This is a genomic window from bacterium endosymbiont of Bathymodiolus sp. 5 South (assembly GCF_900128535.1).
Lineage (GTDB): Bacteria > Pseudomonadota > Gammaproteobacteria > PS1 > Pseudothioglobaceae > Thiodubiliella.
In genome coordinates, this window is the sequence record NZ_FQTR01000041.1 from 1 (window position 1) to 14,656 (window position 14,656).

Consider the following 14,656-nt stretch of genomic DNA (forward strand, 5'->3'; position numbering starts at 1 on the left):
CACATTCCAAAATTATGATGATATTATTGAAAGATCTTGTCAGGCTTGGAATGAAATACTAAGTGAGGATGGTTTTATTAAAAATTTGTGTAGTAGAGAGTGGAGTTTTTTGGTTTAGTTGTTTTTTGAATTTGGTATTAGACTCAATAAACGCCTGATGCAATGTTTTCAAATTAAGTGTTAATCTGCTAGACAACGCCTTTAAAAAATCACTGTATTTCATCGTTGGCAGTGGGGTTGGCTCATCGCAAGCCACGCTTTCCTCCGCAACCCCTGCCACCTTGTCTTTTAGCACTATTGTCTGTGTGTTTTCATTAAAGCCTTCAATTGAAAAGCCATTGTTTTCTTGTAAAAAGTTAACAAACATTGTTTTAAATGCCTCCTCGTTTTCAAACTTATATTCCAAAATCACTTTTTCATTAATTTTTTCCCACAACGCTTGCAATTCTCTGTATTTTTCAGTGCGAATGCTTACCTTCTTTTTAACATCTTCAAAGCGTCTAATTTTATGGGGGTTTACCCCATCAAAAATCAGGGGATAATGTGTTTTAATGTAATCAAAACCCGATTTTTTAAATACATTGCTTCTGTTAATAACTTCCTTATCATCCAGTAATTTTAATAACGCTTCTTTGCCGATATCATATCTTTCTGTGATTTGTTTAATCATCTCTGCATGCAGGTCACTAGGCGGTGTGCCTTCTGCTGAAATTGCCCCCGATTTTTGGTTAATCTCGCTTGCCAACTTATCAATAAAATCACTTTCGGTAAAATCCACAAAATAATCTAAATAAAACTGACTACCCTTCACCCGATTGCCATACTCATTCACTGGCAAGCGCAACCCTCGCCCAACCTCTTGCAATTTTGATATATCACTGCCACTACTTCTAATCTTACATATTTGAAACACATTTGGATTGTCCCAACCTTCTCGTAGCGTCCATTTAGAAAAAATAAAACGCCGAGGATTATCCAAATCCAACATCGCTTGCTTGTCGTGCAAAATTTCATTAATTTCTTTCTCAATCACCTCATCTTTCTCTGAATTGTCTTTAGAAAAATACCCACCATGGGTACAAGGAATATTTGCCAATGTTTTCTCTAAATACGCCCGATACGCAATATGTTTTTCCGCCTTTAACAATGTGCTTCAACTTCGGCTTTTATCAAGCTTTCAACTGTGATTCTAAGGGTGCCATTTTTGCCACGATATTCTTCAATATTATCAATAAAAAACAACGAAAGTGGCTTAATCCTAACCGTCTGTGTTAAATACTGCTTTTCCAATTTAAAATGGTTTTTTATCGCCTTTTCCAGCATTATCTGTTGCAGTGTTGTTGCATAAGAATAAGGGTTAATTTTATCGCCTTTTTTTAACGCTAAACCGTTTGACAAAAGCACAGTCGTTTTATTTATCTTTTCAATCAATAAACCGCTCATTGCACCATGGACTGTCTCCAAACTGCCCTTTGCAATTACTTTAAAAGTTTTCTTATTTCTACCTTCTGTCAATTCAAAACTCGCCTCTTTCCCATCTGAATTAACAAATTTTACCAAGGCATTCGTTCCACCTTCTAGCTTAATCGTATGCCCAATAACACCCTTAACCAAATTGCCATTAAACGCATCCACTGCAGTAAGTGTATAAATAAGGTGGTGATAATCCTTAACTTTTTTACTGATCTTACCCCCAAGCCCGTCTCGATATTTCACCTCTTTTTCAGGGAAAGTAGCACCATAGCGAAATGTCAATTGCGCCTTTATTCTTTCAATGTTCTCCCAAGTTTTATTAACCTGAACAAATTTATGAGGCTCATCAATAATCATCCAAGGACGAATGGAGGCAATGGCGTCAAAAGCCGTGTCATATTCATCAAACATCGTTCTATCAAAATGCTTTTGCATTGTGTCTGAATTAATCATGCCAGTATTGATAACCAACACCTGAATACTGTGCTTATCAAAAGCCCCCGCTTCCACAAAACTAACCACCGAGGGTGGTATTGACTGCTTTTTGCTTTTACTGCCTTTCTTACTTTCTACAGAGCACTTTACTATACTGCTCCTTAAAATGCACTCTGGCACTCTCAGAATTCAAAAAATCTATCGTTCCTGCCTTAATAGAAAGCGTTGGCACAATTACCACAAACTTAAAAATACCGTATTCTCGATTAAGTTCAAACATGGTTTTGGCATAAGTATAGGTCTTCCCTGTGCCAGTTTCCATCATAATGTCAATAATAGTACTACTGCGACTTGCTGCCCGTTCCTCAATGCCACCTGCTTCTTGCACGCGAACAATATTGTCAGCATAATTGCCAGAATGAATATTAATCGAGACCTTTGCATAAATAGGAACAATCATCAGAAACCCACTTTTCACCCACTTGGCGATTTTTTAAACCCAGCCTTAGCCCTGCTAGGACAAGGTTTAAAGAAATCACCAATTGGGTAAAAATTGGATTTTGCTAATCATCCCTATTTATGCAAAGGTCTCTAATCAACGGATTGACACAATCTTTATTAGCCCCTATTGACTGCTGGATTTCTAAATCCTTAAACACAGAAATTGTGCTATCAACCGCCTGCGTTTGATGATCTAAATTTTTCTCAAAGTTAAATCCTGCCATCATCAATACCGAATAATAAAATCAATATCCATCTGTTTCTTATTGGCATAAGACTTTAGATTTTCACTATTTTCACGCAAATTTTTACTCTCAAAATGATAACCAAAAGCAACAACACTGGTGGGATTAAAATTTGTATCCTTGTCTATTTTTTCCAACAACTTAACCAAATTTTCCGTTTTAAAACCCTGATCCATCAAATACAGTTTTTGACTGGCATAATACCCACAATATCCGCCCAAATCTATCGCCTCCAAATCACAAGTTAAGGCAATGCCATCGTAAGTTTTCCAAGTCGTCAACAAAGCCTTAATATCATTTTCCGTGAGTGTTATCTCATTAAAAAGTGTTTGTTGCTTGTCAAATTCATCTGCCTCAAAATCATAATCCTCCCAAATCGGCATGGTCTCAAACACCTTAAAACCAAAATCCTGCTTTGACAAATCTTTGGGTATTTTAGACGCTTTGTTGTCTGCCTGAATTTTGTTACCTGCCCTAATTAGCCTTTCTTTAGTAATATCAAAAATAGTTGGGTTGTTTGCTTTTAACTCATCTTTCACAAAATCATAAGCGGTTTTGTTTTTCTTTTTATCAATTTTTTCTGGAAGTTGTACCAGAATATATTTTCTATCGCCGTCATCCTTAGCGTTGAGTTGCATTACGGCATCGGCAATTGTGCCTGAGCCTGCGAAAAAATCAAGAATAGTGTCGTTTCTACTTAATCCAATTTCAATAAAATCCCAAAGTAATTGCAAAGGTTTCGGGTTTGAGAATACTCTTTTGTTAAACAATTTTTCAATCTGAAGTGTGCCATTACCACTACTATAACTCGGTTTATAAAAAATAGTTTTTGGTTTTTTTGAGGGAATATTTCCAAGCAAAGGTCTTTGCTTTTTATAAATCCCAACTGTTTCATTTCTTGAAATAATTATATCATTCTTATCTTTAGAGACCTTTGCATAAATAGGGATGATTAGAAAAATCCAATTTTTTGCCCACTTGGTGATTTCTTTAAACCTTGTCCTAGCAGGACTAAGGCTGGGTTTAAAAAATCGCCAAGTGGGTGAAAAGTGGGTTTCTGATGATTGTTCCTATTTATGCAAAGGTCTCCTTTAATGAATTTATCCTTGCTCCATCTCCAAGACATTTCTTTTTCTTTAGTAATAGGGTACAAAGTAAGTAGTCTTCCTTTGTAATTTTTAGGAGGCGTATCGTTATTTGTTACGAAAATATTATCGTCTTCATCAATAAAAATAGGAAAATATAGATTGGGTCTTTTTTCTTTTGGTGCGTTCACACCTGTTGCCTTTAAATTTGCACCCTGCTTATAAAAACCCTTTTTGTCTTCACTCCAATCTTCCATCTCATCTTCATCAATAGAAAATTGATTTAAAATTGCAATGCTTTTTTGTTTTGCATACACCAATGTTATTTCATGGGTTCCAGAAAATCCAAATTCGTCATTATTTCCCTTTAAATTCATAACAGTGGGAAGTTGGGCAACAAAATTATCCTCCCCAAAAACCTCATCCATTAATAGCCGAAGTTGTGCCACTTCATTATCATCAATCGAAACAAAAATAACCCCATCCTCTTTTAAAAGTTGCTTGGCAATATACAACCGTGGATACATAAAAGTCAACCACGCCGAATGCGAATTACTCTTACTCTGAGTAAACTTTAAAATCCGCCTCGCCTTATCCTCATCCACCCCTGCCAATTGTTGCAATTCCTCAACGCTAAATTTTCTATCATCCTGATACACAAACCCATCACCCCCAGTGTTATAAGGTGGGTCAATATAAATCATTTTTACCTTCTCATAATACGCATGAGACAAATGCTTTAACACCTCCAAATTATCGCCCTTTAACAACAAATTTTGCGAATTAACATTTTCTACCTTTCCATTCCAAGACGCCTCCTCACGCAACAAAGTAGTCGCCTCATCACACGCCAACAACCGCGCATAACTTTTCCCCAGCCAATCCATCCCATAACTTTCTCGATAAAAATCTACCTCAGAAGTCGTCAATTGCTGCTTAAATTTCTCAAAATCAAAGTCACCATCTTTAACAAAACACTGCGGAAAATGCTTTCTCAACACCGCCAAATCTTCATTCATCGGTGTCATATTCTTAAGGGGTTTGTATCGGTCAATTTTTACCGTATTTTAACCAAAAAAATCATTCAAGACCTATAATAAAAGCGTAAAATTTTTTTTAATTAAAACTTTGGCAAATCCAACAATGAGCAAGAAAGAATATGATTGGAATCTTGACGAACCGCCACCAAGAATTAAACCTCATAGTATTGCCAAGCAAAAAGTTTATACTGAGTATATTAAAGAATACATACATACCCTAAACTCAAACCCTCTCATCCCTAACTTTAATATTGTGATAGTAGATGCTTTTGCAGGTGGTGGAGAATATTTAACTCAAGACAATCAACGCCATAACGGATCACCAATTAAAATTATTGAAACAGTTAAAGCGACAGAAAAAACAATCAACGAAACAAGAAAAAAACAATTTACCATTAAACAACAATATTTTTTCCTTGAAAAGAAAAAAGCCAATTTAGACTATCTTAAAAACCATTTAAAAAACCTTGAATATGATAAATTTTTTGACACAGAAATCGTTTTGCAACAGGGTGAGTTTGAAAAAGAGTATAAAAATATTATTAAGCAAATTCAGCAAAAATACAATGAAAATGTAAGAGCGATATTTATCCTTGACCAATATGGTTATACAGATGCACCGTTTTCCGTTATCAGAGATATCTTTAGGCGTTTACCTAAATCTGAAATTATTTTAACTATGGCAGTTGATCATTTGATTGATTATATTCGCGACCCAGAGCAAACTATAGACAAACATCCTGAACTGTTTGACAATCAAAAACAAGAAGAAATAAAAGTAAAAGAAGGTGTTCAATTTCAAAAAACATTAAAAGATAAACTGGACTTAGATTTAAGAGAGTTAAGTGACATTAAAAAAACAGAGAGGGCTTGGCGTGGGATTATTGAAAATTTACTAATGGAAAAATTGCAATTATTTTCAAATGCCAAGTTTTACACGCCATTTTTTCTATCTGCAGAAAATAGCCATAGAGATATGTGGTTAGTGCATTTATCCAATCATTCTCAAGCTCGAAATGTTATGACTCAAGTGCATTGGCGTGTGGCTAATCACGATAAAACAAAAATGAATCATTATGGAATGCTGGGATTTCATGGCAAATATGAGGGTGCCGACCAACTTTTTAATATTGAGGATTTTTCATTTGATCAGCGATCCAAAGAAAAAATGAAAGTAAAGCACATGGAAGAAATCCCTCAATTTTTACACAATAAACCCACTGCTTTTGGTGATTTTTACAACCAAGTTGCCAATAACACACCAGCAGATAAGGAAATTTTCAAAGGGTATATGAAGGAATTATTACAACATAAAGAGTTAAAAATTGTAGGCAAAGAAGGGGAAATAAGGAGATCAGATATAAAAGATAGTGATATTATTCAGATACCACCACAAATGAATTTATTTAAACCAAGATGAGCACTAAAACCCACATAGAATGGACAGAGCAAACTTGGAACCCTACCACGGGTTGCAATAAAGTATCTGCTGGATGTAAACATTGCTATGCCGAAGTAATGGCAAAACGATTAAAGGCGATGGGGGCGAACGGATATCACAATGGTTTTGAATTGAGCTTGATACCTGAACGACTAACCCAACCTTTAAAACGCAAAAAACCCACCACTTACTTTGTTAATTCAATGAGTGATTTGTTTCACGAAGAAGTGCCTTTTGAGTTTATAGACAAGGTTTTTGATACTATTAAAAAAACACCGCACCATCAATATCAAATTTTGACCAAGCGACAAGATCAGTTACTAAAATATTTTAAAAATAGAATGGTGCCTGATAATGTATGGCTTGGCGTAAGCGTTGAAAATATTAAAGAAGGCTTGCCACGCATTGAAGTGCTTAAAAAAATACCTGCAAAAATTCGCTTCCTATCAATTGAACCCTTGTTAGAAGACCTAGGTGTGGTTGATTTTTCCGATATTCACTGGGTAATTGTTGGCGGCGAAAGTGGCAGTAAAGCACGAAAGATGAAGAAGTCTTGGGTTGAAAACATCCAAAAACAATGCAACCAGCAAAATATTGCCTTTTTCTTTAAACAATGGGGAACTTGGGGTGCCGACGAAAAAAAACGCAATAAACAAAAAAACGGCAAACTATTAAATGGCAAGCCTTATCAAAATTATCCAGAGTTTAACCAATATCCACAATAAACTTACACCACTTATAGAAATAATCACGCTAAACAAGCCATTATTTGGTTACAAAAATAAAAATTAGACTTGCTTGTTGTTTTGTCTAGAAATTTATTTAAAACGGAACTTTGGCAAATTGATATTAAAATAAATAGCTAAAAGCCTAACTGTAAACATACAAAAACCCGCAACAATGGCTGACAGTGTAATGTCTTGAGTTGAGTTTAATAAAGCTATAAACAGCAAAGAGCCTAGCCATAAAACTGTTGCATACAGTTGTGAGTTAAACACGACAGGTGCTTCGCCGCACAAAACATCACGCAAAATACCGCCCATTGCCCCTGTTAATACCCCCATAAAACTTGCCAGAAGTGGTGGAATATCCATCATCACTGCTACCAGAGTTCCTGCAATGCCAAAAGTTGCCAAACCTGCAGCATCCATAATTAAGAAAAGTTTTTGTGGAATGGCAAAGATTCTCGCAGTGATAAATATAAAGATTGCACTTAAGAGCGATGCAATAAAAAATACTTGATCAGCAACCCAAAATACCTCTCTACTGAGTAGCAAATCTCGCAAAGAGCCTCCACCAAGTCCTGTGGTGATAGCAATAATAATGACACCAAATAAATCAAACTTTTTGAATCCGGCTTTCAAAACCCCGGAAGCGGATGACACAATAACCGCGAGCAGTGTTATCCAATAAAGATTGACAAGTAATTGCGTCATATTGATACCACTAGATTCTATTTAAAATCAAATCATCCACAACTTCTGGCTCTGCCAGTGTAGAAATATCGCCCAAATTATCACAATCATTCTCAGCAATCTTGCGTAAGATACGACGCATAATCTTACCGCTACGGGTCTTTGGCAAACTCGGTGCGAATTGGATTTTATCAACAGTGGCAATTGCCCCGATTTCACGACGCACTAACTTAACCAACTCCATTTTTAAGTCATTATTGGGTTGAACACCACTGTTGGTAGAAACATAGGCATAAATACCTTGCCCTTTAATATCATGTGGATAACCGACCACTGCTGCCTCAGACACATCTTGGTGCAATACCAAGGCAGATTCAATCTCAGCTGTACCAAGACGATGCCCTGAGATATTCAACACATCATCTACTCTGCCCGTAATCCAATAGTAACCATCTACATCTCGTTTTACACCATCACCTGCAAAATACTTACCTGGAAAAGTGGAAAAATACGCCTCCATAAAACGCTCATGATTATTATAAAGTGTGCGCATTTGCCCTGGCCACGAGCGTGCTAACACCAAAATACCTTCTGCCTCACCCTCCAACACTTCGCCTTTTTCATTCACAATTTGTGGCTCAATGCCAAAAAATGGCTGACTGGCTGAACCTGGTTTAAGTGCAGTTGCATAAGGTAATGGGGTAATCATATGCCCACCCGTTTCTGTTTGCCACCAAGTATCAACAATTGGGCATTTGCCATTACCAATCTTGTGATAATACCACTCCCATGCTTCAGGATTAATCGGCTCGCCCACTGTGCCTAAAACACGCAAGCTAGAACGATGGGTTTTTGCTACAAATCCATCGCCCGCACCCATGAGTGCACGAATGGCAGTTGGTGCCGTATAAAACGAATTAACCTGATGTTTGTCAATCACTTGCCAAAAGCGCGAGGCATCTGGATAAGTGGGGATACCTTCAAACATTAAGGTAGTCGCTCCATTTGCCAGTGGTCCATATACAATATAAGAATGCCCTGTTACCCAACCAATATCGGCGCTACACCAATAAATATCGCCGTCTTGATAATCAAAAACATATTTATGCGTCATGGCAGCATACAGCAAATAACCGCCTGTGGTATGCAATACGCCCTTAGGTTTGCCTGTTGAACCTGAAGTGTAGAGAATAAATAGGGGTGTTTCCGCATCAAACGACTCACACGGGCATTCCTTTGACATATCCTCAACCAAATCATGATACCAAACATCTTTATTGCCCCATGCCACATCGCCTTTGGTGTTTTGCACCACAATCACGCTCTCCACACAATCACAAGCTGCCACGGCGATATCTACATTAGTTTTAAGGGGTGTTGAGCGACCACCACGCATGCCTTCGTCCGCTGTAATCACTATCTTACACTCAGAATCCAAGATTCTATCTTTGAGTGCCTCAGGAGAAAATCCACCAAATACCACGCTGTGGATTGCACCAATTCTCGCACAGGCCAACATCGCATAGCTTGCTTGCAAAATCATGGGCATATAAATACAGACTCGATCGCCCTTTCTAACGCCCAATTTTTTAAGCCCGTTAGCCAATGTTGCCACTTCATCGTGCAACTGTTGATAAGTGACTTTTTGACTGACTTCGGGGTTATCACCTTCCCAAATAATCGCTGTTTGATTTGCACGCTGTGGCAGATGCCTGTCAATACAATTGTAAGCCACATTCAACTTACCGCCCTTAAACCACTCAATCAAACCCTGGTGGTAATCCACGTTAGAAGTGCTGTCCCAATCCTTATCCCAATCTAAAAATTCCTTGGCTTTCTTAGACCAAAAGACATCAGAATTCTCAATAGATTCTTGATACATTGCCAAGTAAGTTTTTTCGTCAATAAGTGGAGTTCTGTCTGATTTTGCAATTGGATACATAGCGAGATAAACTTAAACAAATATCCGTAAATAATACCTAAAAACTGTTTTTTCTATGGGGTAATTTTTTTTAAATTAATTGTCGTAACTTAACGCTCTCTTTATTGCCCATATAATCAACTTGCGCCAAAAATAACTCGGCTGTTGAAATCACATCCTGCATTGCATTATGTGCCTTGTAGCGTGGCAGATTATATTTCTCTCGAAAATTGAATAATCTTAACCCATTAGGCTGAGTGTGTTGCTGCGTTTGTTGTATTTTTCTACGCTCAATTTTAAGGGTGTCTAACATTATTAGAGACCTTTGCATAAATAGGGATGATTGGCAAAATCCAATTTTTGCCCAATTGGTGATTTCTTTAAACCTTGTCCTAGCAAGGCTAAGGCTGGGTTTAAAAAATCGCCAAGTGGGTGAAAAGTGGGTTTCTGATGATTGTTCCTATTTATGCAAAGGTCTCTATAACAAAGGTTCCTTATAAACAAAAACAGTCGGTACTTCAGCATAAAAGAGACTCTCATTTGCAGAGATAACAAACTGTAAGTAATCTGATTTTATAACCTTTATCTGTGGGGATTGCCAAGATGCCTTACTACCGTTAGAAGCTATCATTGATTGTGGCTTAGAGGTTTTGTCTTTTGCTTTAACCAAAGCAAACTTAATACCTTTTAAGTCGCTTGACGCATCAACAAAAAGCACATTTAACCCATAAGCTTGCGTATCTGCAGTGATATGGATTTTTAACGCCCCGTTAATCAAATCACATGCGCCACTTGCCCAACGACAATTAGGCTTTACCAGCATTTTATAAGACTGCCCTTGTTTGGCCTTATGTGGCACCTCAGCAACATAATAATCAACGGTAAAATAACTAATAATGGCCAAAATAGGCGCAACAATCATTGATGTGATGACATGCTTATTCTTAAAAAACATATTAACTCCTTGAGACTCCTACATTTTAAATAAAAAAACGCCCAGCATTGCTGGGCATTTTAAAGGCATTTCTAACAAGTATTAATTGGCGGCTGGAATACGAATATTCTCAACCATCTTCTCAACTTCTTTAGGTACTTTATTGGTACGACTCATGACCAAAAATGCTACCGCAAAGTTAACCAATGCACCAATGGCACCAAATGCATTTGGCTCAATACCGAAGAACCAATTAGGGTTCATATCACCTAAAAATGAAGTTGACTTCACAAACATGATGCCTTGATGTTGAAATACATATAACAATGTAATACCAATACCTGAAAGCATACCCGAAATAGCGCCTTCTTTATTCATCTTTTTAGAGAAGATACCCATCATCAATGCTGGGAAGATACTAGACGCTGCCAAACCAAAGGCGAGTGCCACCGTACCTGCGGCAAAGTCTGGTGGATTAAAGCCATAATAGCCCGCAATCAAAATGGCACCAATCATTGATATTCTGGAATACATTAACTCGTCTTTTTCAGAAATGTTGGGTCGCCATACGCCTTTGAGTAAATCGTGCGAAATTGACGATGCAATCGCTAGCAACAACCCAGCAGCAGTGGATAATGCAGCAGCCAAACCACCGGCAGCCACAATGGCAATCACCCAATTAGGCAAGCCTGCGATTTCAGGATTAGCCAACACCATAATATCTCTATCAACTTTAACCATCTCATTAGTCTTCTTATCGCCTGTATATTGAATCAAGCCGTCGCCATTCTTATCTTCAAATTTTAATAAACCTGTTTTTTCCCAATTTTTAAACCATGCTGGGCGCTCTGCATAGGCTAAATTTTGCTCAGCATTAGGTTGGTCAATCGTTGTCATCAAATTTAATCTTGCCATGGCGGCTACTGCTGGTGCTGTTGTATACAGAAGTGCAATAAACACCAATGCCCAACCTGCAGATTCACGCGCTGCTTTTACCGAAGAGACGGTAAAAAATCTCATAATGACATGCGGAAGACCTGCTGTACCAATCATCAAGGATAAAGTATAAACAAACATATTTGTTGTACTTAATCTTGCCTGCGTGGTGTATTCAGAAAACCCGAGCTGGGTGACCACTTGGTCTAGTTTGTCTAATAGATAAGTCCCATCGGCCATCTCACTACCCAAACCCAGTTGTGGGATTGGGTTGCCTGTGAGCATAAATGAAATAAACACCGCTGGAATGGTATAAGCAATAATCATAATCACATATTGTGCAATTTGCGTATAAGTAATGCCTTTCATACCGCCCATGACTGCATAAAATGCCACGATAACCATACCTGTTACCAAACCCGTTTCATAATCTACTTCTAAAAATCTAGAAAATGCCACGCCAATACCTTTCATTTGACCAATAACATAAGTCACTGAGGCAATAATTAAACAAATAACTGCAACAATACGCGCAGTCTTTGAATAATAACGATCAGAAATAAACTCAGGAACCGTAAATGACCCATGCTTTCTTAAGTAAGGCGCAAGTAACATCGCTAGTAACACATAGCCACCCGTCCAACCCATCAAGAATACCGAGCCTCCGTATCCGTAAAAGGCGATTAAACCCGCCATTGAGATAAATGACGCTGCACTCATCCAATCAGCTGCTGTTGCCATACCATTTGCAATGGGGTGAATACCGCCACCTGCCACATAAAACTCATGCGTTGACCCTGATCTTGCCCAAAAAGCAATACCAATATAGAGGGTAAAAGTTATACCTACAAATAAAAATGTTAATGTTTGTAAATCCATAACTACTCCCCTTTATTTTTCGTGAACATTGTATTTTTCATCGATGTCCCCCATGCGCTTTGCATAATAGAAAACCAACACTACGAATGCATATATTGAGCCTTGTTGTGCAAACCAAAACCCAAGTTTGTAACCCCCAATCTTAATAACATTGAGCGCATCGACAAACACAATGCCAAATAAATACGAGACAACAAACCAAATAGATAAGCACTTCACAATCAGTGCAATATTGGCTTTCCAATAATCATTATTATTACTAGACATTCAACTCCCCTCTTTTGTTAACTTGTTTGAAAATGATACACATTGTTTTATTAATGGTTTCAACTATCATGAAATGCTGATATATATTAACCACTGGATTAATAATGTAGAGACGAAAAAAAATGACGCGATGCGTCATTTTATAAGGGATATAAAGACAATAAGGGAATTAAGCTTTTGTCACTTCACTCATCTCATCGGCTGATTCGTCAATGGCAGTGGTTGATAATTCTGCTTCAACTTCTGCCATCTTAGCGCTGTTTGCCACTCTGGCTTTGGCTGATAATTCTTCTTCCATTGCATACACCTCTGTCAAAATTGATGCATTAATCAAACCCGCTTCAATCTCCCTAAGTGCAACAACACTTGGTTTATCCTTGCCAACATCTAAGGTTGACCTATGGCCACCAGAACTTAACTGGTGTGCACGCTTAGCAGCTACCAATACCAACTCAAAACGATTCTCTACAAAATCTAAACACTCTTCAACAGTCACTCTTGCCATAATTTCAACTTATAAATACGATAAAATAGGCAATTTTACACGAAAACAACTTCAAAGGATATTTGATGAGCCGACTAATTGTTTTAGATACGGAAACTACGGGTATTGAACCTTCTGAGGGTCATCGTATCATTGAAATTGGTTGCACCGAAATCGTTGATAGAGAAATCATTGAAAACAATGAATACCATCAATACATCCAGCCAGAGCGTCTGGTGGGCGACTCTGAGAGAATTCACGGCATTAAGGATAGCTTTTTAAAAAACAAACCAAAATTTGAAGAAATTGCTGAAGAATTCCTAGAATATATTGAAGGTGCCACTTTGGTTATTCACAATGCACCATTTGACCTTGGTTTCTTAAATCATGAATTACAACGAATGGGCGTGGAGCAAACCATTGAAGACAATTGCACCATTATTGATTCCTTAGAAATCTCTAAACAGCAACGACCTGGTGGTATGCACAATCTTGATGCCCTTTGCCGACGCTTTGAGATTGACGCTAGTGCGCGTACCGTTCACGGGGCATTACTTGATGCGCAAATCTTAGCACAAGTATATTTGGCAATGACGGGTGGACAATCCACCTTATTTAATGAAAACCAAAACGATGAACAAAATAGTGAGGTTGAAATTTCAAAAGTTGATTCTAATCGCGCTAAAATCAAGGTAGTTTTAGCCAATAAAGAAGAGCTTGAAGCGCATAATATATATTTCGAGCATTCTTAAAGTGAATTAGCGTTGACTACAAGACTTAACAAAGTATAATTATCGTTTTTTCGGAGTGTAGCGCAGCTTGGTAGCGTATCTGGTTTGGGACCAGGTGGTCGAAGGTTCAAATCCTTTCACTCCGACCATATTTTGCGCCCTTAGCTCAGCTGGATAGAGCAACGGCCTTCTAAGCCGTAGGTCACACGTTCGAATCGTGTAGGGCGTACCATACAGTTTATGGCGGGAATAGCTCAGTTGGTAGAGCCCCGGATTGTGATTCCGGTTGTCGCGGGTTCAAACCCCGTTTCTCGCCCCATATTTAAAGGGATTACACCCTTTCTTGTAAAGCAAGAAAAATGATAATGTCAACAGAATAACAACGGAGTTTAAATTAACTTAAATAATTTAAAGGATTGAGTTCTTTAATTTCTTTAAGATGATCTGGTGCAAAGTGCGCATATCTTATAGTCATCTTAATATCGCTATGCCTTAATGCTCGTTGCAAAACGAGTATATTATCACCATTCATCATAAATTGCGAAGCGAAAGTGTGGCGTAGTATGTGTGTGTTTTGTCCTTTTGGCGTATCAATGCCAGCTCTTTTAAGCGCATTGGTAAAACTTTGACTGCAAGGCGTAAATTGTAATACCCCCATTTTCCATACAACTCTAAAGTAGAGGCTTGACTGTTTACAGCCGTCTTATTACGCCACCTTTGTTCTTGGCGGTATTCCGCCTAGAGCAATGCATCACAACTTAAGTAGTCGCCCCTTAAAAACCACTCCAAACAAACCAAAACCACCCATTTTTCCAACCATCTAAATCAACAAAACTGCTTTTTATCCAGTACCGCAAAAAACCTTAGGT

General features: G+C 37.9%; 16 protein-coding genes, 3 tRNA genes and 1 pseudogene. 6 read left to right on the plus strand and 14 right to left on the minus strand.

Annotated elements, in window-relative coordinates; genetic code table 11:
- Positions 1-58: 58 nt before the first annotated feature.
- From BBROOKSOX_RS12065 to BBROOKSOX_RS05470, 6 genes are all read right to left on the minus strand, one after another.
- Positions 59-1,147, minus strand: a complete 1,089-nt coding sequence (locus BBROOKSOX_RS12065; RefSeq protein WP_257607775.1) for a hypothetical protein — start codon at positions 1,145-1,147, stop codon at positions 59-61.
- On the minus strand, positions 1,141-1,995 hold the full coding sequence (locus BBROOKSOX_RS12070; protein ID WP_257607776.1) for a hypothetical protein: 855 nt from the start codon (positions 1,993-1,995) through the stop codon (positions 1,141-1,143). Before BBROOKSOX_RS12070 ends, BBROOKSOX_RS12065 begins: the two co-directional genes overlap by 7 nt.
- Positions 1,996-2,035: 40 nt before the next feature.
- Entirely contained in the window at positions 2,036-2,368 is a 333-nt protein-coding gene (locus BBROOKSOX_RS12075; protein ID WP_257607777.1) for a DEAD/DEAH box helicase family protein, read from the minus strand.
- A 103-nt stretch (positions 2,369-2,471) separates the two neighbouring features.
- Positions 2,472-2,633, minus strand: coding sequence for a hypothetical protein (locus BBROOKSOX_RS05460; RefSeq protein WP_180323866.1), 162 nt, complete (start codon positions 2,631-2,633; stop codon positions 2,472-2,474).
- A 2-nt stretch (positions 2,634-2,635) separates the two neighbouring features.
- The gene (locus tag BBROOKSOX_RS05465; protein WP_373896612.1) at positions 2,636-3,514 is read right to left on the minus strand and encodes a DNA methyltransferase; all 879 of its coding nucleotides are present in this window, start codon (positions 3,512-3,514) and stop codon (positions 2,636-2,638) included.
- Positions 3,515-3,606: 92 nt separating this feature from the next.
- Positions 3,607-4,758 carry a site-specific DNA-methyltransferase gene (locus BBROOKSOX_RS05470; protein WP_139660232.1) on the minus strand — a complete coding sequence of 384 codons (1,152 nt, stop codon included), beginning with the start codon at positions 4,756-4,758 and terminating at the stop codon, positions 3,607-3,609.
- A 124-nt stretch (positions 4,759-4,882) separates the two neighbouring features.
- Here BBROOKSOX_RS05470 and BBROOKSOX_RS05475 point away from each other — a divergent pair, with 124 nt between their 5' ends.
- Positions 4,883-6,199, plus strand: a complete 1,317-nt coding sequence (locus tag BBROOKSOX_RS05475) for a three-Cys-motif partner protein TcmP (RefSeq protein ID WP_139660233.1) — start codon at positions 4,883-4,885, stop codon at positions 6,197-6,199.
- Positions 6,196-6,945: a DUF5131 family protein gene (locus tag BBROOKSOX_RS05480; RefSeq protein ID WP_139660234.1), complete on the plus strand. Its 750-nt coding sequence runs from the start codon at positions 6,196-6,198 to the stop codon at positions 6,943-6,945. Before BBROOKSOX_RS05475 ends, BBROOKSOX_RS05480 begins: the two co-directional genes overlap by 4 nt.
- Positions 6,946-7,038: 93 nt before the next feature.
- Here the strand turns inward: BBROOKSOX_RS05480 and BBROOKSOX_RS05485 are convergent, their stop codons facing one another.
- From BBROOKSOX_RS05485 to rpoZ, 7 genes are all read right to left on the minus strand, one after another.
- Positions 7,039-7,656 carry a trimeric intracellular cation channel family protein gene (locus BBROOKSOX_RS05485; protein WP_139660235.1) on the minus strand — a complete coding sequence of 206 codons (618 nt, stop codon included), beginning with the start codon at positions 7,654-7,656 and terminating at the stop codon, positions 7,039-7,041.
- 10 nt (positions 7,657-7,666) lie between these two features.
- Positions 7,667-9,577: an acetate--CoA ligase gene (acs, locus tag BBROOKSOX_RS05490; RefSeq protein ID WP_139660236.1), complete on the minus strand. Its 1,911-nt coding sequence runs from the start codon at positions 9,575-9,577 to the stop codon at positions 7,667-7,669.
- Between the two features lie 70 nt (positions 9,578-9,647).
- Positions 9,648-9,869 (minus strand): hypothetical protein, encoded by a 222-nt coding sequence (locus tag BBROOKSOX_RS05495; protein WP_139660237.1) that lies wholly within the window; start codon positions 9,867-9,869, stop codon positions 9,648-9,650.
- Between the two features lie 165 nt (positions 9,870-10,034).
- Positions 10,035-10,511 carry a transketolase gene (locus BBROOKSOX_RS05500; protein WP_139660238.1) on the minus strand — a complete coding sequence of 159 codons (477 nt, stop codon included), beginning with the start codon at positions 10,509-10,511 and terminating at the stop codon, positions 10,035-10,037.
- Between the two features lie 81 nt (positions 10,512-10,592).
- The gene (locus BBROOKSOX_RS05505) at positions 10,593-12,305 is read right to left on the minus strand and encodes a sodium:solute symporter family protein (RefSeq protein WP_139660239.1); all 1,713 of its coding nucleotides are present in this window, start codon (positions 12,303-12,305) and stop codon (positions 10,593-10,595) included.
- 12 nt (positions 12,306-12,317) lie between these two features.
- Positions 12,318-12,572 carry a DUF4212 domain-containing protein gene (locus tag BBROOKSOX_RS05510; protein WP_139660240.1) on the minus strand — a complete coding sequence of 85 codons (255 nt, stop codon included), beginning with the start codon at positions 12,570-12,572 and terminating at the stop codon, positions 12,318-12,320.
- 169 nt (positions 12,573-12,741) lie between these two features.
- Complete coding sequence (rpoZ, locus tag BBROOKSOX_RS05515) at positions 12,742-13,077, minus strand: DNA-directed RNA polymerase subunit omega (RefSeq protein WP_139660241.1); 336 nt, start codon at positions 13,075-13,077, stop codon at positions 12,742-12,744.
- 65 nt (positions 13,078-13,142) lie between these two features.
- Between rpoZ and dnaQ the strand changes: the two genes are divergently transcribed.
- The 4 genes from dnaQ to BBROOKSOX_RS05535 all read left to right on the plus strand — a co-directional run bounded on the left by dnaQ (position 13,143) and on the right by BBROOKSOX_RS05535 (position 14,106).
- On the plus strand, positions 13,143-13,808 hold the full coding sequence (dnaQ, locus tag BBROOKSOX_RS05520) for a DNA polymerase III subunit epsilon (RefSeq protein WP_139660242.1): 666 nt from the start codon (positions 13,143-13,145) through the stop codon (positions 13,806-13,808).
- Between the two features lie 51 nt (positions 13,809-13,859).
- Positions 13,860-13,936 (plus strand) — tRNA-Pro (locus BBROOKSOX_RS05525).
- Positions 13,937-13,942: 6 nt separating this feature from the next.
- A tRNA-Arg gene (locus tag BBROOKSOX_RS05530) sits at positions 13,943-14,019 on the plus strand.
- A gap of 11 nt (positions 14,020-14,030) precedes the next feature.
- Positions 14,031-14,106, plus strand: a tRNA-His gene (locus BBROOKSOX_RS05535).
- A gap of 75 nt (positions 14,107-14,181) precedes the next feature.
- Here BBROOKSOX_RS05535 and BBROOKSOX_RS05540 read toward each other — a convergent pair.
- Positions 14,182-14,448 (minus strand): annotated as a pseudogene (locus tag BBROOKSOX_RS05540) (tyrosine-type recombinase/integrase); the annotation flags it as partial.
- Positions 14,449-14,656: the final 208 nt, after the last annotated feature.

Excerpts from the sequence above, each read along its gene's own strand:
- BBROOKSOX_RS05475 (WP_139660233.1), top strand. The coding sequence starts at position 4,883 with ATGAGCAAGAAAGAATATGATTGGAATCTTGACGAACCGCCACCAAGA.
- BBROOKSOX_RS12075 (WP_257607777.1), bottom strand. The coding sequence starts at position 2,368 with ATGATTGTTCCTATTTATGCAAAGGTCTCGATTAATATTCATTCTGGC.
- rpoZ (WP_139660241.1), bottom strand. The coding sequence starts at position 13,077 with ATGGCAAGAGTGACTGTTGAAGAGTGTTTAGATTTTGTAGAGAATCGT.
- BBROOKSOX_RS05500 (WP_139660238.1), bottom strand. The coding sequence starts at position 10,511 with ATGTTTTTTAAGAATAAGCATGTCATCACATCAATGATTGTTGCGCCT.
- dnaQ (WP_139660242.1), top strand. The coding sequence starts at position 13,143 with ATGAGCCGACTAATTGTTTTAGATACGGAAACTACGGGTATTGAACCT.
- BBROOKSOX_RS05505 (WP_139660239.1), bottom strand. The coding sequence starts at position 12,305 with ATGGATTTACAAACATTAACATTTTTATTTGTAGGTATAACTTTTACC.
- BBROOKSOX_RS05510 (WP_139660240.1), bottom strand. The coding sequence starts at position 12,572 with ATGTCTAGTAATAATAATGATTATTGGAAAGCCAATATTGCACTGATT.
- BBROOKSOX_RS05470 (WP_139660232.1), bottom strand. The coding sequence starts at position 4,758 with ATGAATGAAGATTTGGCGGTGTTGAGAAAGCATTTTCCGCAGTGTTTT.
- BBROOKSOX_RS05480 (WP_139660234.1), top strand. The coding sequence starts at position 6,196 with ATGAGCACTAAAACCCACATAGAATGGACAGAGCAAACTTGGAACCCT.
- BBROOKSOX_RS05495 (WP_139660237.1), bottom strand. The coding sequence starts at position 9,869 with ATGTTAGACACCCTTAAAATTGAGCGTAGAAAAATACAACAAACGCAG.
- BBROOKSOX_RS05460 (WP_180323866.1), bottom strand. The coding sequence starts at position 2,633 with ATGGCAGGATTTAACTTTGAGAAAAATTTAGATCATCAAACGCAGGCG.
- BBROOKSOX_RS05485 (WP_139660235.1), bottom strand. The coding sequence starts at position 7,656 with ATGACGCAATTACTTGTCAATCTTTATTGGATAACACTGCTCGCGGTT.
- acs (WP_139660236.1), bottom strand. The coding sequence starts at position 9,577 with ATGTATCCAATTGCAAAATCAGACAGAACTCCACTTATTGACGAAAAA.